This is a genomic window from Rhizobium sp. K102, assembly GCF_022385315.1.
GTDB classification, from domain to species: domain Bacteria; phylum Pseudomonadota; class Alphaproteobacteria; order Rhizobiales; family Rhizobiaceae; genus Rhizobium; species Rhizobium croatiense.
On the sequence record NZ_CP092436.1, the window covers coordinates 3964448 to 3985449 of the forward strand.

23 protein-coding genes and 2 pseudogenes are annotated in these 21002 nt (G+C 62.7%); 16 read left to right on the plus strand and 9 right to left on the minus strand.

Features of this window, described 5'->3' with window-relative positions:
* Positions 1-29 precede the first annotated feature (29 nt).
* Together xerD and MHI61_RS25465 are read right to left on the minus strand one after the other, a co-directional pair.
* Positions 30-983: a site-specific tyrosine recombinase XerD gene (gene xerD / locus MHI61_RS25460; RefSeq protein WP_239791047.1), complete on the minus strand. Its 954-nt coding sequence runs from the start codon at positions 981-983 to the stop codon at positions 30-32.
* A 5-nt stretch (positions 984-988) separates the two neighbouring features.
* Positions 989-1165: a hypothetical protein gene (locus tag MHI61_RS25465; protein ID WP_097608891.1), complete on the minus strand. Its 177-nt coding sequence runs from the start codon at positions 1163-1165 to the stop codon at positions 989-991.
* 148 nt (positions 1166-1313) lie between these two features.
* Here MHI61_RS25465 and MHI61_RS25470 point away from each other — a divergent pair, with 148 nt between their 5' ends.
* From MHI61_RS25470 to MHI61_RS25480, 3 genes are read left to right on the plus strand one after another with little or no spacing between them, the layout of a single operon-like run.
* The gene (locus tag MHI61_RS25470) at positions 1314-1904 is read left to right on the plus strand and encodes a shikimate kinase (protein WP_183839874.1); all 591 of its coding nucleotides are present in this window, start codon (positions 1314-1316) and stop codon (positions 1902-1904) included.
* Positions 1901-3031 (plus strand): 3-dehydroquinate synthase, encoded by a 1131-nt coding sequence (aroB, locus tag MHI61_RS25475; RefSeq protein WP_239791048.1) that lies wholly within the window; start codon positions 1901-1903, stop codon positions 3029-3031. Before MHI61_RS25470 ends, aroB begins: the two co-directional genes overlap by 4 nt.
* A complete protein-coding gene (locus MHI61_RS25480) occupies positions 3031-4341 on the plus strand; it encodes an HlyC/CorC family transporter (RefSeq protein WP_239791049.1) in 1311 nt (436 codons plus the stop codon). The genes aroB and MHI61_RS25480 overlap by 1 nt, the downstream gene beginning before the upstream one ends.
* 45 nt (positions 4342-4386) lie before the next feature.
* On the opposite strand, the gene MHI61_RS25485 is transcribed toward MHI61_RS25480, so the two are convergent.
* A complete protein-coding gene (locus MHI61_RS25485; RefSeq protein ID WP_239791050.1) occupies positions 4387-4671 on the minus strand; it encodes a BolA family transcriptional regulator in 285 nt (94 codons plus the stop codon).
* 102 nt (positions 4672-4773) lie between these two features.
* Between MHI61_RS25485 and MHI61_RS25490 the strand changes: the two genes are divergently transcribed.
* From MHI61_RS25490 to MHI61_RS25515, 6 genes and pseudogenes are all read left to right on the plus strand, one after another.
* Positions 4774-5391 (plus strand): J domain-containing protein, encoded by a 618-nt coding sequence (locus MHI61_RS25490; RefSeq protein ID WP_239791051.1) that lies wholly within the window; start codon positions 4774-4776, stop codon positions 5389-5391.
* Positions 5392-5696: 305 nt separating this feature from the next.
* Complete coding sequence (gene cobS, locus MHI61_RS25495; protein ID WP_010030065.1) at positions 5697-6689, plus strand: cobaltochelatase subunit CobS; 993 nt, start codon at positions 5697-5699, stop codon at positions 6687-6689.
* Positions 6690-6701: 12 nt separating this feature from the next.
* A complete protein-coding gene (cobT, locus tag MHI61_RS25500; protein ID WP_222141196.1) occupies positions 6702-8603 on the plus strand; it encodes a cobaltochelatase subunit CobT in 1902 nt (633 codons plus the stop codon).
* Between the two features lie 24 nt (positions 8604-8627).
* Positions 8628-9653, plus strand: coding sequence for an esterase-like activity of phytase family protein (locus tag MHI61_RS25505; protein WP_239791052.1), 1026 nt, complete (start codon positions 8628-8630; stop codon positions 9651-9653).
* 63 nt (positions 9654-9716) lie between these two features.
* Positions 9717-9893, plus strand: a pseudogene (locus tag MHI61_RS25510) (adenylate kinase); the annotation flags it as partial.
* A gap of 265 nt (positions 9894-10158) precedes the next feature.
* Positions 10159-10554, plus strand: a pseudogene (locus tag MHI61_RS25515) (adenylate kinase); the annotation flags it as partial.
* A 15-nt stretch (positions 10555-10569) separates the two neighbouring features.
* On the opposite strand, the gene MHI61_RS25520 reads toward MHI61_RS25515, so the two are convergent.
* Positions 10570-11205: a VUT family protein gene (locus MHI61_RS25520; protein WP_239791053.1), complete on the minus strand. Its 636-nt coding sequence runs from the start codon at positions 11203-11205 to the stop codon at positions 10570-10572.
* A gap of 111 nt (positions 11206-11316) precedes the next feature.
* Positions 11317-11616 (minus strand): 50S ribosomal protein L28, encoded by a 300-nt coding sequence (gene rpmB, locus MHI61_RS25525; RefSeq protein ID WP_097580670.1) that lies wholly within the window; start codon positions 11614-11616, stop codon positions 11317-11319.
* 243 nt (positions 11617-11859) lie between these two features.
* On the opposite strand from rpmB, the gene MHI61_RS25530 reads away from it, so the two are divergent.
* Positions 11860-12639, plus strand: coding sequence for a DUF3108 domain-containing protein (locus MHI61_RS25530; RefSeq protein ID WP_097608882.1), 780 nt, complete (start codon positions 11860-11862; stop codon positions 12637-12639).
* Between the two features lie 30 nt (positions 12640-12669).
* Positions 12670-13560, plus strand: coding sequence for an EamA family transporter (locus MHI61_RS25535; RefSeq protein ID WP_239791054.1), 891 nt, complete (start codon positions 12670-12672; stop codon positions 13558-13560).
* A 358-nt stretch (positions 13561-13918) separates the two neighbouring features.
* On the opposite strand, the gene MHI61_RS25540 is transcribed toward MHI61_RS25535, so the two are convergent.
* The gene (locus MHI61_RS25540) at positions 13919-14341 is read right to left on the minus strand and encodes a cupin domain-containing protein (RefSeq protein WP_239791055.1); all 423 of its coding nucleotides are present in this window, start codon (positions 14339-14341) and stop codon (positions 13919-13921) included.
* Complete coding sequence (gloB, locus tag MHI61_RS25545; RefSeq protein ID WP_239791056.1) at positions 14341-15111, minus strand: hydroxyacylglutathione hydrolase; 771 nt, start codon at positions 15109-15111, stop codon at positions 14341-14343. The genes MHI61_RS25540 and gloB overlap by 1 nt, the downstream gene beginning before the upstream one ends.
* Positions 15112-15164: 53 nt before the next feature.
* On the opposite strand from gloB, the gene MHI61_RS25550 reads away from it, so the two are divergent.
* The 4 genes from MHI61_RS25550 (at position 15165) to MHI61_RS25565 (ending at position 18482) form a co-directional block, all read left to right on the plus strand.
* A complete protein-coding gene (locus MHI61_RS25550) occupies positions 15165-15941 on the plus strand; it encodes a class I SAM-dependent methyltransferase (RefSeq protein WP_097608878.1) in 777 nt (258 codons plus the stop codon).
* 80 nt (positions 15942-16021) lie between these two features.
* The gene (gene hisC / locus MHI61_RS25555) at positions 16022-17131 is read left to right on the plus strand and encodes a histidinol-phosphate transaminase (protein WP_097608877.1); all 1110 of its coding nucleotides are present in this window, start codon (positions 16022-16024) and stop codon (positions 17129-17131) included.
* Entirely contained in the window at positions 17128-18054 is a 927-nt protein-coding gene (locus MHI61_RS25560; RefSeq protein ID WP_239791057.1) for a prephenate/arogenate dehydrogenase family protein, read from the plus strand. Before hisC ends, MHI61_RS25560 begins: the two co-directional genes overlap by 4 nt.
* A gap of 8 nt (positions 18055-18062) precedes the next feature.
* The gene (locus tag MHI61_RS25565) at positions 18063-18482 is read left to right on the plus strand and encodes a GNAT family N-acetyltransferase (RefSeq protein ID WP_239791058.1); all 420 of its coding nucleotides are present in this window, start codon (positions 18063-18065) and stop codon (positions 18480-18482) included.
* Positions 18483-18492: 10 nt separating this feature from the next.
* On the opposite strand, the gene MHI61_RS25570 is transcribed toward MHI61_RS25565, so the two are convergent.
* The gene (locus MHI61_RS25570; RefSeq protein WP_239791059.1) at positions 18493-19509 is read right to left on the minus strand and encodes a DUF2125 domain-containing protein; all 1017 of its coding nucleotides are present in this window, start codon (positions 19507-19509) and stop codon (positions 18493-18495) included.
* A 49-nt stretch (positions 19510-19558) separates the two neighbouring features.
* On the opposite strand from MHI61_RS25570, the gene MHI61_RS25575 reads away from it, so the two are divergent.
* Positions 19559-20101, plus strand: coding sequence for a gamma-glutamylcyclotransferase (locus MHI61_RS25575; RefSeq protein ID WP_239791060.1), 543 nt, complete (start codon positions 19559-19561; stop codon positions 20099-20101).
* Between the two features lie 74 nt (positions 20102-20175).
* Here MHI61_RS25575 and MHI61_RS25580 read toward each other — a convergent pair whose 3' ends face one another.
* Positions 20176-20973, minus strand: a complete 798-nt coding sequence (locus MHI61_RS25580; protein ID WP_239791061.1) for a 1-acyl-sn-glycerol-3-phosphate acyltransferase — start codon at positions 20971-20973, stop codon at positions 20176-20178.
* Positions 20974-21002 lie beyond the last annotated feature (29 nt).

A 21002-nucleotide genomic window follows, 5' to 3' on the forward strand; every position in this document is an offset into this window, starting at 1 on the left:
TTTCCTGGCTCCGCCCCTTGTCGCCGGTCCTATTCGTGCTTTTTCGCCTGTTTGGCAAGGGGGTGATGCGTCTGGACGAGCTGCTGCAGCCTCTCTTCGAGCACATGTGTGTAGATCTGTGTGGTCGAAATGTCCGAATGGCCGAGGAGTTCCTGCACGACGCGCAGATCGGCGCCGTTGGCGAGCAGATGGCTGGCAAAGGCGTGGCGCATGACATGCGGCGAGATCAGCGACGGCGTCAGGCCGGCGCGGATCGCCAGGTTCTTCAGGTCTCGCGCAAAGACCTGGCGCGGCAGGTAGCCCTCCTTCGAGGCGGCCGGAAACAGCCAGGGGCTTTCCTGCGGCTCCTTCGCCACGGCATTTTCGGCCGTCAGCAGCCGCCCGTAGGATTTCAGGGCCTTGATCGCCGATTGCGACAACGGCACCAGCCGCTCCTTGTTGCCCTTGCCGCGGATCATCAGGAAGCGGCCCTCCTGGTCGAGGACGCGGGCGGGAAGCGAGACGAGCTCGCTGACGCGCATGCCGGTGGCATAAAGCAACTCCAAGAGCGCCAGCATGCGCAAGCGCTGCAACTGACCCGGGGCCGGATCGTCGGCCTCTGTCTGCGCCTGGAAAAGCAGCCTGCCGACCTCCTCGACCCCCATCGTCTTCGGCAGCGGCCGGCCTTTCTTCGGCGCGTCGAGCACGCCGGTGGGGTCGTCGGTGCGAATGCCTTCGGCGTAGAGGAACTTGTAGAACTGCCGCATGGCCGCAAGCCGGCGCGCCTGCGAGGAGGGCTTGAAACCCTGGCTGGCGAGCGAGACGAGATAGGCGGAAAGATCGGCGGAGGCGGCTTCGGTCAACCTGATGCTGCGGCCGTTCAGGAAGGACCTGATGTCATCGAGATCGCGCTCATAGGATTGCAGCGTGTTGGCGGCGGCGCCGCGTTCGGCGCTCATCATTTCCAGGAAGGATTCCACATGGACGCGGCCGAGATCCCTCATGTCGCTCACTTCCCGGTGGTGTCGATCGTGCCCGTCGCCGGCGGATTGACCCGTTCGGACGGAATGCGGATCGTCACGTCGCGCGGCTCGGGCTCCACGAAGGTCGCAAGCGCCCACATCGCTCCGTAAACCGTCCCGGCGAGGATCGCGCAGACGAACAGAAAACGGAACAGGCTCGGCATCCGGCAACTCCTTCATGCTCTGCTTCTGTTATAAGAAGCGTATCTGCAAGTGCAAGAAGCGGTATTCAAGCCATGATTCCCTTGCCCGCGACTTGACGCTCCACCCGCATTTGTCGATACGGTTTGCAAACAAAGTGTGAATGGACCGATGAGTGAACCACTGCTGACCGTTGCTGACAGCCTGAAAGACAGAGCTCGCGCCGCGCTCGGTTCACGCAATCTGATCCTTGTCGGCCTGATGGGTGCGGGAAAATCCTCGGTCGGGCGCATTGTCGCCAGCCAGCTCGGCATTCCCTTCATCGACAGCGACCACGAAATCGAGCGGGTGTCGCGCATGACGATCGCCGAACTTTTCGCGGCCTATGGCGAGGACGAATTCCGGGCGCTGGAAACGCGGGTCATGAAGCGTCTGCTGAAGAGCGGTCCGCGGGTCGTCTCCACCGGCGGCGGCGCCTTCGTCAACGAGCGGACGCGCAGGCATATCAAGCGGGGCGGCCTTTCGGTCTGGCTGAAGGCGGATCTCGACGTGCTTTGGGAACGGGTCAACAAACGCGACACGCGGCCGCTGCTCAAGACCGAAAATCCGAAGCAGACGCTCGAAAACCTGATGAACGCACGTTATCCGATTTACGCCCAAGCTGATCTCACCGTGCTCTCGCGCGATGTGCGCAAGGAAATCATGGCCGACGAGGTGCTGACGGCCGTGATCGAAGCTCAGAAAGAAAGTACAGCGTCATGAATGCGATAACCTCCGCTCCCGCCGTCCAGACGGTGCATGTGCCGCTCGGCGAGCGCGCCTATGACATCCTGATCGGGCCGGGGCTGATCGCGCGGGCCGGCGCCGAGATCGCCTCCCGCCTCAAGGGCCGCAAGGCGGCCGTCATCACCGATGAAAATGTCGCTCCGCTTTATCTCGAAGCGCTCGTTGCAAGCCTTGCTGATGCGGGCATCGTCTCGGCTGCGGTGGTGCTGCCGGCCGGCGAGAAGACCAAGAGTTTCGAGCATCTGATGACGGCCTGCGACAAGGTGCTGGAAGCCCGGGTTGAGCGCAACGACTGCGTCATCGCGCTCGGCGGCGGCGTCATCGGCGACCTCTCGGGATTTGCGGCCGGCATTGTTCGCCGCGGCGTGCGCTTCGTGCAGGTGCCGACCTCGCTGCTGTCGCAGGTCGATTCCTCCGTCGGCGGCAAGACCGGCATCAATTCCCGCCACGGCAAGAACCTGATCGGCGTGTTCCATCAGCCGGACCTGGTCCTCGCCGATACCGATGTGCTGAACTCGCTGAGCGAGCGTGAATTTCGCGCCGGTTACGCCGAAGTCGCGAAATACGGTCTGATCGACAAGCCGGATTTCTTCGCCTGGCTGGAAGCGAACTGGAAGGCCGTGTTTGCTGGCGGCGCCGCCCGCATCGCGGCGATCGCCACCAGTTGCCAGGCGAAGGCCGATGTCGTCGTCGCCGACGAGCGGGAGAACGGCCAGCGGGCGCTGCTCAATCTCGGCCATACCTTCGGCCATGCGCTGGAAGCGGCGACCGCCTATGACAGCCGCCGCCTTGTGCACGGCGAAGGCGTTTCCATCGGCATGGTGCTGGCGCATGAATTCTCCGCACGGATGAACCTCGCAAGCCCCGACGATGCGCGCCGCGTCGAGCGGCATCTGCAGGCGGTCGGCCTGCCGATCCGGATGTCCGACATTCCGGGTGAGCTGCCGCCGGCCGAGGTGCTGATGGATGCGATCGCGCAGGACAAGAAGGTCAAGGGCGGCAAGCTCACCTTCATCCTGACGCGCGGCATCGGCCAGTCATTCGTCGCCGACGACGTTCCGGCCTCCGAGGTGATCAGCTTTCTCCGGGAAAAACATCCCTGATGACGGTCGAAGGCGCTCTGGCATTTCTCGCGACATATTGGCCGGAGATCCTTTCGATCACGGCGCTCGTGCTGATGTCCGCCTTCTTTTCCGGCTCGGAAACCGCGCTGACCGCCGTTTCGCGCAGCCGCATCCATACGCTTGAGGTCAACGGCGACGAGCGCGCCGGCCTCGTCCGCCAGCTGATCGAGCGGCGCGACCGGCTGATCGGCGCGCTGTTGATCGGCAACAATCTCGCCAATATCCTGTCGTCGTCGATCGCCACCAGCCTGTTTCTCGGGCTGTTCGGCAGTTCCGGCGTGGCGCTGGCGACGCTGGCGATGACCGTCATCCTCGTCATCTTCGCGGAAGTGCTGCCGAAGAGCTGGGCGATCTCGACGCCGGAGCGCTTCGCGCTTGCGGTGGCGCTTCCAGCCAGGCTTTTCGTCGCCGTCGTCGGGCCGGCGTCCTCCTTCGTCAATGCGATCGTACGGCGGATTCTGGCACTGTTCGGCATCAATCTCTCTCGGGAGGTGTCGATGCTGACGGCGCATGAGGAACTCCGCGGCGCCGTCGATCTGCTCCACCGTGAGGGCTCGGTGGTAAAGGCCGATCGCGACCGGCTCGGCGGCGTGCTCGACCTCGGTGAGCTGGAATTGTCAGACATCATGGTCCACCGCACCGCGATGCGGGCGATCAATGCCGACGATCCGCCGGAAACGGTGGTGCGCGCCATCCTCGAGAGCCCTTATACGCGCATGCCGCTGTGGCGCGGCACGATCGACAACATCATCGGCGTCGTTCATGCCAAGGATCTCCTGCGCGCACTGGCCGAGCCGAACATGGAGCCGCACAACCTCGATATCGTCAAAATCGCGCAGAAGCCGTGGTTCGTGCCCGACAGCACAAATCTCGAAGACCAGCTCAATGCCTTCCTGCGCCGCAAACAGCATTTCGCCGTCGTCGTCGACGAATATGGCGAGGTGCAGGGCATCGTCACGCTCGAGGATATTCTCGAGGAAATCGTCGGCGACATTTCCGACGAGCACGACATCGAGATTCAAGGCGTGCGCCAGGAGGCGGATGGTTCGATCGTCGTCGACGGCGGCGTGCCGATCCGCGACCTCAACCGTGCGCTCGATTGGAACCTGCCCGACGAGGAGGCGACGACGATCGCCGGCCTCGTCATCCATGAATCGATGACCATTCCGGAAGAGCGCCAGGCCTTCACCTTTTATGGCAAACGCTTCGTCGTCATGAAGCGGGAGAAGAACCGCATCACCAAGCTGCGCATCCGGCCCGCCGGGGAAGACGGCGCAAAGCCGGCCTGATCCCGCTTGGCGCGAAGGCACCCAGTTCCTATATAGGCTGCGATTCTACCATCGCGTCGCCTCGCCGGGTGCTGCCGGTTCGACGGCCAGCGCATGCAGGCCGGCATCGAGTTCCGGCTTCAGTAGTTCGGTGATCGCCCGGTGGCGCGCCAGCCGCGACAGGCCGGCGAATTTCGCCGAAACGATCCTCACCCGTATGTGGGTTTCGCCGGTGCCTGTGATATCGGGCTGGTGGCCGGCATGCAGGTGGCTTTCGTCGATGACGCTCAGGCGTTCGGGGGCGAAGGCTTCGACAAGTTTCTCTTCGATGCGGGTCCTGAGAGTCATCATCCGGTCTTGCTGTTGCGCGAAAGGGGTTCTCACCAAGCCAGCAACATTCCCATTTGTCAATTCTTGTTGTCGCCTTCCGACAGCCCCATAATTAGCGCCGCCATGAGACTTGATTCCAAATATTTCGATCGCATCCGAACACGCCGCAAACGCGAGCAGGAGACAGAGCAGGCGCCGCCTACCTGTCAATGGGACGGCTGCGACAAGAAAGGTTCGCATCGCGCTCCCGTCGGGCGCAATGCGGAAGGCCAGTTCTTTTTGTTCTGTTTCGAGCACGTCAAGGAATACAACAAGGGCTACAACTATTTCTCCGGTCTTTCGGACGGTGAGATCGCGCGATACCAGAAAGAGGCGATCACCGGCCACCGGCCGACATGGACGGTCGGCGTCAACAAATCGGTGAAGGACAGTCCGCTACATTCGGAAGTCCGCTCCGGCGCCTATACGCGCGTTCGCGATCCCTTCGGCTTCGTCAAGGAAGGCGGCAAGGGCAGCGGGCCGCGGTTTCCCCAGGCGCGTAAGCTGAAATCGCTGGAAAGCAAGGCCTTCGATACGATGGGGCTGCATGCCAATGCGACGTCGGCGGAGATCAAGAGCCGCTACAAGGAACTGGTCAAGAAGCACCATCCGGATGCCAATGGCGGTGACCGCGGTTCGGAGGAGCGTTTCCGCGCCGTCATCCAGGCCTATCAATTGTTGAAGCAGAACGGTTTTTGTTAATTCCCGTCCTTGCTCTTAGGCTTCAATCGGGTATGGTCCAAATCGGCTGAGGCCGCAGGCAAACGCGGCTCCTATTTGCGTGTTTACCCATCGCCTCCGCCGACCTTCCGGACGCGGCGTTTCTTGTCCGGGACTCTTTCAAGAATGCTCGCAAGCGGTCATCATCCCGCCGAGGTTTCGTTTCAGTCCCGGAGAAGTATCGCCGACGTTCCGACCTGGACGGGCGCGGATAAAATCGCGGCGTCACGGTTGCGACATGGCCTGAGACAGTATGGCCGGGTGGCATCACCCGCCTTGGAGACATGATGAGCAAGATCGACCTGGATATATCTGAACTGCCCGATACCACCGTTTCGGTCCGCGAGACCTTTGGCATTGATTCGGACATCCGCGTTCCCGCCTACAGCAAGGGCGACGCCTATGTGCCGGACCTCGATCCCGACTATCTGTTCGACCGCGACACGACGCTCGCCATTCTCGCAGGCTTTGCCCATAACCGACGCGTGATGATCTCCGGCTATCACGGCACCGGCAAGTCCTCGCATATCGAACAGGTGGCGGCACGGCTCAACTGGCCTTGCGTGCGCATCAATCTCGACAGCCATGTCAGCCGTATCGATCTCGTCGGCAAGGACGCGATCGTCGTCAAGGACGGGCTGCAGGTCACCGAATTCAAGGACGGCATCCTGCCCTGGGCCTATCAGCACAATGTCGCGCTCGTCTTCGACGAATATGATGCCGGCCGTCCCGATGTGATGTTCGTGATCCAGCGCGTACTCGAATCCTCCGGCCGCCTGACGCTGCTCGATCAGAGCCGCGTCATCCGGCCGCACCCGGCTTTCCGCCTGTTTGCGACCGCCAATACGATCGGCCTCGGTGACACCACGGGCCTTTATCACGGCACGCAGCAGATCAACCAGGCGCAGATGGACCGCTGGTCGATCGTCACGACGCTGAACTATCTGCCGCATGATCACGAAGTGAATATCGTCGCCGCCAAGGTGAAGAGCTTCGGCAAGGACAGGGAAGGCCGCGAGATCGTGTCGAAGATGGTGCGTGTCGCGGATCTGACCCGCGCTGCCTTCATGAACGGCGACCTATCGACCGTCATGAGCCCGCGCACGGTCATTACCTGGGCCGAGAACGCCGAGATCTTCGGCGATCTCGCCTTCGCCTTCCGCACCACCTTCCTCAACAAGTGCGACGAGCTGGAGCGGCCGCTGGTTGCCGAGCACTATCAGCGCGCCTTCGGCGTCGAGCTGAAGGAAAGTGCCGCCAACATCGTTCTCGGAGCCTGAGACCGACCGATCATGGCAGCTCGCGGTGACAATTCGAAAGCAAAGCCCGGTGCTCCTGTCGACGTCGAGCCGTTGCGCCGGGCGATATCAGGCTGCGTACGCTCGATCGCCGGCGACGGCGATGTCGAGGTGACCTTCGCCAACGAACGGCCTGGAATGACCGGCGAGCGTATCCGGCTGCCGGAGCTTTCCAAGCGGCCGACGGCGCACGAGCTCGCGGTCACCCGCGGGCTTGGCGATTCCATGGCGCTGCGGCTGGCCTGCCATGACGAGAAGGTGCATACGACGATGGCGCCGCAGGGCTCGGACGCCCGGGTGATCTTCGATGCGGTCGAGCAGGCGCGTGTCGAATCGATCGGTGCGTTGCGCATGGAGGGCGTGGCGGCGAACCTGCGCTCCATGACGGAAGAGAAATATTCCAAGGCGAATTTCACCGGTATCGAACGCCAGGAAGACGCACCGATCGGCGAAGCCGTTGCGATGATGGTGCGCGAGAAGCTGACCGGCCAGCGCCCGCCGGCCTCTGCCGGCAAGGTACTCGACCTCTGGCGCGGCTTCATCGAGGACAAGGCGGGCTCCGAGCTCGACAACCTGTCGGGCGCGATCAACGACCAGCAGGCCTTCGCCAAGGTAATCCGCAACATGCTGTCGGCCATGGAGATGGCCGAGGAATACGGCGACGACGACAGCCAAGCCGACAATGACGATCAGTCGGAGCAGGAAGACCAGCCGAGCGGCGACGAGCAGGATCAGGACGAGGTCGACGAGGATGCCGGCACCGATGCCGCCCCGGTCGAGGACAGTGAAGTCGCCGACGAACAGATGGAGGACGGTGAGACCGAAGGCGCCGAAATCTCCGACGACGACATGATGGAAGAGGGTGAAGACGATTCGGAAACGCCGGGCGAGACCCGCCGTCCGAACACGCCATTCGCCGATTTCAACGAGAAGGTCGATTATCACGTCTATACCGAAGAGTTCGACGAGATCATCACCGCCGAGGAGCTCTGCGACGCCGCTGAGCTGGAGCGCCTGCGCGCCTTCCTCGACAAGCAGCTGGCGCATCTGCAGGGCGCCGTCGGCCGCCTCGCCAATCGGCTGCAGCGCCGCCTGATGGCGCAGCAGAACCGCTCCTGGGATTTCGACCTGGAGGAAGGTTATCTCGATCCGGCCCGGCTGCAGCGCATCATCATCGATCCGATGCAGGCGCTCTCCTTCAAGATGGAGCGCGACACCCAGTTCCGCGATACGGTCGTCACCCTGCTCATCGACAATTCCGGCTCGATGCGCGGCCGGCCGATCACGGTCGCCGCCACCTGCGCCGACATTCTCGCCCGCACGCTGGAGCGCTGCGGCGTCAAGGTCGAGATCCTCGGCTTTACGACAAAGGCCTGGAAGGGCGGGCAGGCGCGTGAAAGCTGGCTTGCCGGCGGCAAGCCGCAAACGCCGGGCCGCCTCAACGACCTGCGCCATATCGTCTACAAATCGGCCGATGCACCGTGGCGGCGGGCGCGCGCCAATCTCGGGCTGATGATGCGCGAGGGCCTGCTGAAGGAAAATATCGACGGCGAGGCGCTGATCTGGGCGCATAACCGTCTGCTTGCGCGCCGCGAACAGCGCCGCATCCTGATGATGATCTCGGACGGGGCGCCGGTGGACGATTCGACGCTGTCGGTCAATCCCGGCAATTATCTGGAGCGGCACTTGCGCGCCGTCATCGAGCGGATCGAGACCCGTTCGCCGGTGGAATTGCTGGCGATCGGTATCGGTCACGACGTGACGCGCTACTACCGCCGGGCCGTGACGATCGTCGATGCCGACGAGCTCGCCGGCGCGATGACCGAGCAGCTTGCCTCGCTTTTCGAAGATCAATCCGCCCAGCCGCGCGGCGGCCGGCTGCGCCGTGCCGGCTGACGCCGCTTCAGGGAAATGTCCGGAATGACAGGCAAGCGCCTCTGCCTTGCGGCGTCGATCGCTCTTTGCATCGCAACAGGCGCTTGCCCCTCATCGGCGGGTGGCGACGTGCCGGTCATTAGCCGGCAAATATCAGATTTCAGGATCGGCTTTTCGGAGACGAAATTCGGATCGCTGGAATTTCTCGGCGGGCTGGAGATGGTTTCCGGCAAGGCGCTGTTCGGCTCGCTTTCCTCCATCCGTTTCCGGCCGGACCAGAAGCATTTCGTGGTCGTGCTCGATACCGGCCAGTGGCTGACCGGCAGCATCGAGCGCGATGCCAAGGGCAAGCTTTCGGGCCTTTCGAATGTCGAGATCACCCCGATGAAGAACCGTGCAGGCCTGAGTTTGGAAGGCAAGGGATATATGGATGCCGAGGGCCTGGCGCTCGACGGCGACCGGATCCTGGTCTCCTTCGAGCAGGATCATCGGGTCGATATCTATCCCGATCCGGGCTTTGCCGAATCGCGGGCGATCGGCACCCTTCCGCTCCTCATTCCGCGCAAGATGCTGAAGGACAATCGCGGTATCGAGACGATTGCTGTTGCGCCGGCATCGAGCCCGCTCAAGGGCGGTGTGGTTGTGGTGTCGGAGCGCGGCCTCGACAGCGAGGGCAACCGGGTGGCGGCGATTCTCAGCGGGCCGCTGAAAGGGCGTTTTGCGGTGGCGCGGGACGGGAGTTTCGACGTCACCGACGGGACCTTCCTGCCGAACGGCGACCTGCTGCTGCTGGAACGCCGCTTCAACATGGCCGAGGGCATCGGCATGCGCCTTCGCCGCATCAAGGGCGCCGATATCAGGCCGGGGGCCGTGGTCGAGGGCGAATTGCTGCTCGAAGGCAATTTCAATTCGCAGATCGACAATATGGAAGGTCTCGATGCTTTTCAGGCGGCCGACGGCACGACCCATATCGTTCTGGTGTCGGACGACAACCATTCCATTCTGCAGCGTAATCTGATGCTGGAATTCCGGCTCGCCGAAGAGCCGCAATTGCTCGGATCGTCAGATTAACGTCACATGCCTCGGTTATCCCGCTGGGGGTATCGCAGAAGCGGCGGTTTTCGGAGGAAAATCATGGTGCATATTCATGTGATGGGTGCGTCCGGTTCCGGCGCCACGTCGCTCGGCCGTGCGCTTTCCGAAAAGCTGGATATCGCCGATCTCGACACCGACGATTTCTTCTGGCTGCCGACCGATCCGCCGTTCACGACACCGCGGGATGCCGACGAGCGCATAAGGCTGCTGCTAGAGCATTTCCTGGTTAGATTGAAGCATTCTGCCGGAGCAGGTTTTCGTCAGGGCAGAGGCGATTGGCGATGGGCATACCCCTTGGTACGTCCGAGCCGATCGCCTCTGATCCTGGCGGAAAGATGTCCGGCCCTTCGGGTTGGCTGAAACGGGCCGCCTGCTCGACCGGCCGGCTTGGCCGTAGAACTGGGCTACGACACGCGCCGGCCGGTCAAGCATTCGACCCCGTTTAAGCCAACAGAATGATTCGATCTAACCAGGAAATGCTCTGGAGGAGACGCGGCGGCCCGGCGGCTGGATTCTTTCAGGATCGGCGCTGAAATGGGGCAGGCCGCTCGAGCCGCTCTACCATCTGATCGTGTTCCTCAGGATCGAGCCGGAGCTTCGCATGGCGCGAATCCGTGCGCGCGAGGCGGCTCGATACGGACACAGGATCGGGCCTGGCGGCGACATGGAAGTGAAAAGCGGAGAATTCCTGGCATGGGCAGCAAGCTACGATACGGCCGGCCCCGAGCGCCGCAGCCTCGCGGCGCATGAGCAATGGCTGGAAACGCAGACCGCGCCGGTGCTGCGGCTCGATTCGTCGCGAGACATCGACGATCTGTTCGCAGAGGTTCTGCTGCACCCCGCCATCGCCGCCGGTGCGGTCCGGCGTCGTCGGTGAACTTCTCCGCCGAGTTCAGTTGGCGCGGGCGGGCTGCATCGGCCGCAGCACGTTCATCAGCGCGCCATAGGGCAGCAGCATGACCAGGCCGACGATCATCTTGACGGCGAAATCGCCGATCGCCCAGGAAATCCAGCGCGGCGCCTCGGCAGCGAAAACACCAAGGATGGGAGCCGCCTCCAGCGCAAAGGGCTCGTTCGGGCCGAGGAAGACGAAAAACGCGGCAAAGGACAGCGAAAAGAACATCACCGTATCGAGCGCCGAGCCGATCAGCGAGCCGACGAGCGGCGCGCGCCACCAGACCTGGCGGCGAAGGCGGTTGAAGACGGCGATATCGAGCAGCTGGCCGGCGAGATAGGCCGAGCCGGAGGCAATGGCGATACGCGGCGCCGAGGTGAAGAAGGAGAGGCTGACGCCGACGACGAAACCGGCAAGGACGACCTTGCGGGCTGCCTGCGGGCCGAACTGGCGGTTGGTCAGATCGGTGATCAGGAAGGCGACCGGATAGGAAAAGGCGCCCCAGGTCAGGATGTCGGCGAGGTTGATGCCGGCGACTTCGGCGTTCAGCGGAAACTGAACGAGGAAGTTGGAGGCGACGACGACGAGCGTCATCAGCGCGACATAGGCGATGGTATAGCGGGTCTTCAGCATTTTTTTATCCTGGGTGATGCCACCAGTTAGAGAGACGATCCGGCAAAGCAAAAGGCTTGTCCGGTTTCACCCGTTCAAGCCTTTGAAGCCTTATGCAAGAAGGGCGGAAGCTTAGGCAGCAACAGCCGCTTCGGCGGTCTTCTTGGCGATCTGGCGGCGCAGCAGACGCGCGCGCATCGACAGTTCGTTTTCGCTGGCCTTCAGCAGGAAGGCATCGAGGCCGCCACGATGCTCGACGGAACGAAGAGCAGCAGCTGAAACGCGAAGACGATAACGCTGGTTGAGAGCGTCGGAAATCAGCGTTACCTGGCACAGGTTCGGCAGGAACCGGCGCTTGGTCTTGTTGTTGGCATGGCTGACATTGTTACCAGTCAGGACGGCCTTGCCGGTCAATTCGCACACGCGGGACATGGAACACCTATTCTTGTTTTTCTCGGGCCATCGAATTGCCATCCCCGGCAAAACCGGGCTCGCAATCCAACAGGCATGATTGGAAAGTTGCGGTTCTATAGTCAGAGAGCCTGCTCGCGTCAAGCCAAACCTTGGCCTTTCCCGCAATTCTGTCAAAAAGCTGCTGTTTTCTTCCCGGCATGGCGGGCGTATAGAGCGTTTCGGCAAGGGCTGCCGCGCGCGCGGCAAGACAAGGCTTCACACATGGCTCATTCGGGCAGACGCATTTTCATTTCGGCCATCGCCGCGCTTCTTGCCATACCGGCATCGGCGGCCGAGATCCAGCACCGGACGGTATACCGGGTGACGCTTGCCGGCCTGCCGATCGCGCGCGCCGCGTTCCTGACGCAGATCGAGGATGATCACAGCTACACGATCGCCGGCGATATCAAATCCGCCGGCCTTGCCGATCTCGTCACGACCATCTCGGCAAAAACCAGCGTCAGCGGCGTCGTCCGTAACGACCGGCTGCAGGCGCTGAAATATTCGCTCTACTACAAGAAAGGCAAGAAAGCCCGCGTCTACGAGGTCAGCTATCGCAACGGCGATATCATCTCGGCGACGACGACCCCGCAGCCGAAGCGGCCGAAGAACTGGATCGACGTTACGCCGCGCGACATGCGCTCGGTGCTCGACCCGATCTCCGGCCTGGTCTTTACCGGCGACACCAAGGTCTGCTCGCAGACGCTGCCGATCTTCGATGGCGAGACGCGCATGGATCTGGTGCTCTCGCCGAAGGGCGACAAGGATTTTTCGACCGACGGCTTCAAGGGCAAGGCGGTTGTCTGCGGCGTGCGCTTCGTGCCGCGCTCGGGCTACAAGAAGGGCCGCAAGGATATTGACTATCTGAGCAAAAGCGACCGCATGGAAATCTGGTTTGCCAAGTCGGACGCGGCAAATGTATATGCTCCCGTCTATGTGCGCATTCCAACCGAATATGGGATGGTGACGATCACTGCCGTCAAATACGGCAGCGTCAGCTGACGGAGCTTTCGCCTCCGTGAAGGGGGACAGGTGAAGCTTCGCGCGACGTTGATCGGCTTTACGGCCATTCTGATGTGGTCGTTCCTGGCGCTGTTTACGGCAGCCTCCGGCAAGATGCCGCCGTTCCAGCTTTCGGCCATCTGCTTTGCGATCGGTAGCGTCCCCGGCCTCGTCGTGCTTATTCTCAACCCGTCGCGGCTGACGCTGCTGAAGCAGCCGGCGAAGGTCTGGCTGACCGGCATTGCCGGGCTCTTCGGCTACCATTTCCTCTATTTCACCGCGCTCAGAAACGCGCCGGCGGTGGAGGCGGGGCTGATCGCCTATCTCTGGCCACTGCTGATCGTCGTCGGCTCGGCGCTGCTGCCGGGCGAACGGCTGCGCTGGTATCACGTGGCGGGCGCGCTGGCCGGGCTTTGCGGCACCTTCCTGATCGTCGGCCGCAACGGCATCGATTTCGACGGCGCCTATGCCGTCGGTTACGGCGCCGCCTTCCTCTGCGCCTTCACCTGGTCGGGCTATTCGCTGTTGACGCGGCGCTTCGAGGCGGTCTCCACCGACGTCGTCACCGGCTTCTGCCTTGCGACGTCAATCCTGTCGTTCTTCTGCCATCTCGGCCTGGAGGCGACCGTCTGGCCGGCAACGGGCTTCGAATGGATCGCCGTCATTGGGCTCGGGCTTTTGCCCGTCGGCGCTGCCTTCTACGCCTGGGATTACGGCGTCAAGAACGGCGATATCCAGATCCTCGGTGCGGCAAGTTATGCAGCACCCCTGCTTTCGACGCTGATCCTGACGCTGTTCGGATTTGCCGAGCCGAGCTGGCGGATCGCGCTCGCCTGCCTGCTCGTCACCGGCGGGGCGGTGCTGGCCGCCCAGGAGATGTTCCGTCGCAAGTCCCGGCCGCGGCCGGCCGCGGCGGAATAGGTCTTAGAGCCTTTCCTGGTTAGATTGAAGCATTCTGTTGACTCAAACGGAGTCGGATGGTCGACCGGCCGGCGCGCGTCGTAGCCCGGCTCTACGGCCAAGCCGGCCGGTCGATCAGCCGGCCCGTTTCAGCCAACCCTCCAGCAGATTTGCTAGGCAAAATCTGCAAGACTCAAAAGCGCCGGACGCACTGATCGCTTCGCCGCGGCGAAGCGGTGCGGCCGGTGGGCCGGGCATGTTTCCGCCAAGATCAGAGGCGATCGGCTCGGACGTACCTTGGGGTATGCCCGTCGCCAATCGCCTCTGCCCTGACGAAAACCTGCTCCGGCAGAATGCTTCAATCTAATCAGGAAAGGCTCTAACCGCCGGGCGTCCAGCCGGGCGGGGCCATTTCGAAGCTTGAAAATACGAAACCGGGCGAAACGGTGCAGCCGACCAGGGTGAAATCGCCAAGGGTTTCGGCCGATTGCCACCAATTGGCGGGAATGATCGCCTGCGGCCGCTCGTCTGCGATCAGATTCGGTCCGAGCGTCAGGGTCTCGCTTGCCGCCCCGTTCTGCGAGCGGTGCAGCGCCAGCGGCGCGCCGGCGTAGTAATGCCAGATTTCGGCGGCGTCGCGGACGCGATGCCAGTGCGAGCGCTGCCCGCTGGTCAGGAGGTAATAGATCGCGGTGGAATGTCCGCGCTCTCCGCCCGCCGTATCGCGGAATGTCTCGACGTACCAGCCGCCTTCCGGATGCGGCTGCATGCCAAGTTGCCGGACGATGTCCTCGGGCGACATCAGAAATTGTCCTTGCGCTTGCGGATTTCGGCGAAGACTTCCTCGTTCGTCTTGCCTTCCATGATCAGATTGCGGCGGATCGCCGGATCACCGGCGCGCAGGAATGGATTGGTTTCCTTTTCCAGTCCCAGCGTCGTCGGGATGGTGGACTTGCCCTCGGCGCGCAAAGCCTCGATCTCGGCGGCGCGGCTCCTCAGGCGTTCATTGTCGGGATCGACCGTCAGCGCGAAGCGGGCGTTGGAGAGTGTATATTCGTGGCCGAAATAGATGGCCGTCTCATCGGGCAGCACGGCAAGTTTCTGCAGCGAATGCCACATGTCGGCCGCAGGGCGCTCGAACAGGCGGCCGCAGCCGAGCGCAAACAGTGTGTCGGCGGCAAAAAGCAGCTTGTCGTCGACGAAGTGATAGCAGATGTGGCCGGCGGTGTGGCCCGGCGTCTCGATCACGTTGACCGTGTGGTTGCCGAAGAGGAACCTGTCGCCATCCGCCATCGTCCGGTCGAGGCCGGGAATGGCGACGGCCTCGTTGATCGGGCCGATGATTTCACAGCCGAACTGCTCCTTCAGCGCCAGATTGGCGGCAACGTGATCGGTGTGATGATGGGTGGTGAAGATATGCGTGATCTTCCAGCCGCGCCGTGTCGCCGCTTCCAGGATCGGCGCCTCCTCCGGCGCGTCGATTGCAGCGGTAAATCCCGTCTCCGGATCGTGCACGAGAACGCCGAAATTATCGGTGCGGCAGAGAAAAACGGCTAATTCCAAAGGTTTCATCGTTCAATAATCCTTTGTCCTGCGAGTCTCGCGGAAATGTAGAGGTTCCGGCCTTGAAGTCCAACCGCCCGCTGATAACATTTGTCGCAATGCACGCCGATATCGTCGACCTACGTCAGTTCTATCATTCCGACCTCGGGCGTTTTGCCGAGCAGTCGATCGCCATGGCGCTAGCCTCGCTCTGGGTGCGCCTGCCGCAGGAGCGTCTGGTCGGTCTCGGTTATGCCGTGCCCTTCCTCGATCGGTTCCAGGCCGATACCGAGCGCACCTTTGCCTTCATGCCGGCCGGGCAGGGCGCGGTGAACTGGCCGATGGGCTCGCTGTCGTCGACGACGCTGATTTTCGATGAGGAACTGCCGCTGCCGGATTCCTCGATCGACCGGGTGTTGATGGTGCATTCGCTGGAATTTGCCGAAAGCCCGCGCGAGACGCTGAAGGAACTCTGGCGGGTGCTGGCACCGGGCGGACGGCTTGTCATCGTCGTGCCGAACCGGCGCGGCGTGTGGGCCCGCATGGAGCATACGCCCTTCGGTTCGGGCCGGCCCTATTCGCGCGGTCAGCTGACGCATCTGCTGCGCGAGACGAATTTCACGCCCGGCGCGACGGCCGAAGCGCTGTTCTTTCCGCCCTCGAAACTCAGGACCATCCTGCGGCTTCGCCGCGCCTTCGAACGGATCGGCCGGACGCTGTGGCCGGCCTTTTCGGGCGTCATCATCGTCGAGGCGCAGAAGCGGCTCTATCAGGGGCTGCCGGTGGCGGCACGCGCCTCCCGCCGCGTCTTCGTGCCGGTGCTCGCACCGCACGGCGTGCCGACGACGCGCAACCGGTGACCCCGTTCCCGGCTCTCGACAAGAACCGCATTCCGCTTTAATGCCACTGGGTCATTTTCCGGAAAATCCAAGGTCGACCCATGAGCGTTGAGATCAGCAAGCCCGTTCCGCGTCCCGGTATTCTCGATATCGCATCCTATGTGCCGGGCAAGGAACATGCGCCGGGTGTTGCCCGCGTCTACAAGCTCTCTTCCAACGAAACGCCGCTCGGCGCCAGCCCGAAGGCGATCGAGGCGGTCAAGGCCGCTGCCGATAATCTGGGACGTTATCCCGACGGGCAGGCGATCGAACTGCGCGAGGCGATTGCCGCCGTGCATGGCCTCAATCCGGCAAACATCCTCTGCGGCAATGGTTCGGACGAACTGCTCGGCCTGCTCTGCCATGTCTATCTCGGCGCCGGCGACGAGGGCATCATCACCGAGCACGGCTTCCTGGTCTACAAGATCCAGATCATGGGCACGGGTGCCACGCCCGTCGTCGTGAAGGAAAAGGACTATACAGTCGATGTCGACGCGATCCTCGCCGCGGTGACGGAAAGGACGAAGATCGTCTTCATCGCCAATCCCGGCAATCCCACCGGCACCTATGTTCCAGTCAGCGAAATCCGCCGCCTGCAGGCCGGCCTGCCGAAACACGTCGTCCTCGTGCTCGATGCGGCTTACGCCGAATATGTGCGCCGCAACGACTACGAAGCCGGCATCGAGGTGGTGTCTTCCAGCTCCAACGTGGTGATGACCCGCACTTTCTCGAAGGCCTACGGTCTGGCGGCGTTGCGCGTCGGCTGGATGTACGCGCCGGCCGAGATCGTCGATGCGGTGAACCGCGTCCGCGCGCCGTTCAACCTGAATGCGGCGGCGATCGCTGCCGGCGCCGCGGCCATCCGCGACCAGGCTTTCGTCCAGCAGGCCGTCTCCTACAACCAGATGTGGGTGGAAACGTTGACGGAGGCGCTGGAAGCGATCGGGCTGAAAGTCACGCCGTCGGTCGCCAATTTCGTCCTCATCCATTTCCCCGAGATCGACGGCAAGCGTGCCGCCGACGCGGACGAACTTCTGACGAGCCGCGGTTACATCCTGCGCGCCGTGCGCAGCTACGGCTTTTCCAATGCGCTGCGCATGAGCATCGGTCCTGAAGAGGCCAATCGCGGCGTCATTGCAGCACTCCGCGAATTCATGGGACGTCAGGCATGAGCGTGCTGTTTGACCGAATCGCGCTGATCGGCATCGGCCTGATCGGATCTTCGCTCGCCCACGACATCCGGCGGCTCGGGCTGACGAAAGAGATCGTCGTCGCCACACGCAGCGCCGATACGTTGAAGCGTGCGGAGGAGCTTGGCCTCGGCGATCGCTATACGACCTCTTCGGCAGAGGCCGTCAAGCATGCCGACCTCATCATCGTTTCGGTGCCGGTCGGCGCTTCGGAAAGCGTGGCCAAGGAAATCGCCGGCAACCTCCAGCCCGGCGCAATCGTCACCGATGTCGGCTCGACCAAGGCGTCGGTCATCGCGCAGATGCAGCCGCATATGCCTGAGAATGTGCATTTCATCCCCGGCCATCCGCTGGCCGGTACGGAAAAATCCGGCCCCGATGCCGGCTTCCCTGGCCTCTTCGAAGGCCGCTGGTGCATCTTCACACCGGTCGCGGGTACCGACGAGACGGCCTTGAAGCGGCTGCGTGGCTTTTGGGAGGCGCTCGGCTCGAAGGTCGACGAGATGGATGCGGAACACCACGACAAGGTGCTCGCGATCGTCTCGCACCTGCCGCATATCATCGCCTACAACATCGTCGGCACTGCCGACGATCTGGAGACGGTGACGGAATCGGAAGTCATCAAATATTCGGCCTCCGGCTTTCGCGACTTCACCCGTCTCGCCGCCTCCGACCCGACCATGTGGCGCGACGTCTGCCTGCATAATCGCGATGCGATCCTCGAAATGCTGGCGCGCTTCTCGGAGGATCTCGCCTATCTGCAGCGGGCGATCCGCTGGGGTGAGGGCGACAAGATTTTCGAACTTTTCACCCGCACGCGCGCCATCCGCCGCTCGATCGTCCAAGCCGGTCAGGACGTCGACGCACCCGATTTCGGCCGCCCCCACGCGCTGGACAAGAAGTAATCGCCGCCATGGTGGAGGTGGCGAGTGCGAGCCAGGCGGAAATCGATTGGCTGGTGCACGAGGATGCCAGCGCCGGCAGGGCATGGGTATCGCGGTGTGTGGCGCTCGGCGAATATCTCGTCGCCCGGGAGGACGGCGAGATCGTCGGCTTCCTGCGCTTCTCCCGCTTTTGGGGCAGAGTTCCCTATATGGAAATGATCCGCGTCCCTCCCGGTCACCGCCGGTCGGGCGTCGGAACGGCGCTGTTTCTCGCCTGGGAAGCGGCGATGCGCGGCGAAGGCGCCCGCCTGCTGATGACGTCGAGCGAGTGCGACGAGAGCCGGCCGCAGGACTGGCATCGCCGCAACGGATTTATCGAAACCGGCGCAATCGAGCTGCCCGGTCTGCAATTGGTGCCTGAGGTTTTTTTCATCAAGCGCATTGCCTAAAACGGGCTGGTCAGATCGGCGGTATCCGGCCGAGCGGGATGAAGCCGCTGACGGTGGCGTTGCCATGATCGACAACGAGATCGACCGACACCTTGTCTTTGCCGCCGGCAAGCGATTTCAAGAGCTTGGTCGCCGTGTTGACGGTCGAGGCGATGTCCGGGAAGGTCTGCTTCAGGCTGTCGCCCCATGGTCCGAGCCGTTCGATCTCCAGCTTGAATTTTCCCGACAGGAAACCCTGTTCGTCGAAGGAGAAGGGACCGGTCAGCGTCATGACCTTGCCGTCGCCAATGTCGGCAACGATGCGGCGCAGCTCGCCGGCTGCGCCATTGAGGCCACTCGGGTCGCTGCCGTCGATCAGGCCGGCCTTGCCGGCAACGGTCAGATCGATGCTGGCGGAGAGTTTCGGGAAGACCTGGGGCCAGTCCGTGATAGCCGTATTCGCATCCTGCACCGAGATCGCGCCGTCGAGATCGGCGCCGTTCTGGCGCAAATGAATTTCCGTGCGGGCGGCATCGAAGCTCACCGTCTGGCCGGTGAAGGAAGAGACCGCCGTCGCCTTCAGCCCCTCGATGAGGGTCGAGCTGTGGTCGATGCCCTTCAGTCTGGTCACTAGGCTCGACTGCAGGTTCGCCCACTGGGCCGAGATCGAAAGGCCATTGCTGGTGCGGATCTCGGCCGGCGAATCGAGTTCCCAGACGATGTGGCCGGGCGCATAGACCTGGGCTGCCGAGCGCAAGGCGCCGAAGGTGGCGGAGACGCCGTTGACACTGTCGTCGACATCGACCTTGGAGCAGAACAGGCCGATGCGGAAGGGATAGCCGCGGAATTCGATATCGGAGCATTCGCCGCTGACGCCCGCCTGATCGCGTGGCGCGATCGCTTTCAGCACCGTGGTCTTCAACGCCGATGCCGCATAGAACCAGCCGCCGGTATAAAGCGCGATCACCAGGAGAATGCCTCCGCCCAGCAACCAGAATTTCTTGCCGCTGCTGGATTGACCGCTGCCGGATCGGCTTGACGCTGCCATGATGTTCTCCAATGGTGAGTTGCAAAGTGATTCCGGTCTGGCGTGCGATATGGACGAATTTTGGGTGTTTGGCTACGGCTCGCTGATGTGGAATCCGGGCTTCGAGTTCCTGGAACGGGCAGAAGCCCTGGTGCATGGTTACAGGCGTTCGCTCTGTGTCCGTTCCTTCGTTCATCGCGGCACACGCGACAATCCGGGCCTCGTCCTCGGCCTCGACAGGGGCGGCGCCTGCCGCGGCATGGCCTTCCGTATTTCGCCGGACAGATGGGATGAGGTGATCGAGTATCTCCGCGCCCGCGAACTTGTCACCAATGTCTATCTGGAACGCCGGGTCCGGCTGCAATTTGCCGGCGGTCGGCGGATGGAGGCGGTGACGTACGTCGCTGACCGCGACCACGAGCAATATGCCGGTACGCTCGACGCGCTCGCGGCGGCACGGGTGGTGAACGAGGCCAGCGGCCAGTCCGGTCCGAACGATGCTTATGTCTTCAACACGCTTGCGCATCTGAGGCAGATGGGCATTCGCGATCAGTGGCTGGAGCAGGTCGTCAACGAGGTGGAACGGCTGCGGGCTGCCTGCATGATTCCTTAAATCGGTACCGATCTAAGGATAAAATTATGCAGCAACTCGAAGTGTTACAGCGTTCTTTGCGCGTCTGAAAGACTTCAGGCCGTCGCTGCCTTCACTTTGCGCAGCTTGGTCAGCCTGGCGATCGCTGTCGGTGGCAGCGGCAGATGCGGATTGCGTTCGATGGTGTCGAGCAAGAGCTCGTCGCTTGCCCTTTCGGTCACCTCGATCAAGTGGGCGAAGAAGGCGTCCGGATCCATTCCCGGCATGATCGGCGGCAGGATCCGCACCTTGAAGTGGCCGGGATAACGGCGGATGCTCCGTCGCGGCCAGAAGAGGCCGGGATGCATGGCGACCGGCACGACGGGAATACCAAGATCGCGGTACATGCGGGCAATACCGTATTTATAGAGCGGCTCCGCGCCCGGCGGGCGGCGGGTGCCCTCGGGATAGATGATGAGCTGGCGGCCGGTCGAAAGCTCTTCCTTCGTGCGCTTCAGCACGTCAACCATCACCTTGCCGCGGGCACCGCGATCGACCGGGATCATGCGCTGCTTCTTGGCATACCAGCCGAAAAGCGGAATCCACATCAACTCCCGCTTCAGGATGTAGACCGGGTCCCTGAGCCTTGGCAGAAGCGCGTAGGTATCCCAAAAGGACTGGTGCTTCGGCGCCAGGATGTAGCTGCCGTCAGGCAGGTTCTCCAGGCCTTCGATCTCAAAGGTCGTGCCGACGATCACGCGCATCAGCCAGTGATTGGAGCGCGCCCAGTTCTTCGGGATTTCATAGGCGGTAAGCCGCGGCACCACGAAATAATAGGGCGAGAGCACGATCATCCGGATGATGAGGTTGGCATAGAAGATCGTGTTGAAGAGGACGGAACGCAGGGCGATCATGAAATTTTCCCGAGGCATGCTCACGCGAC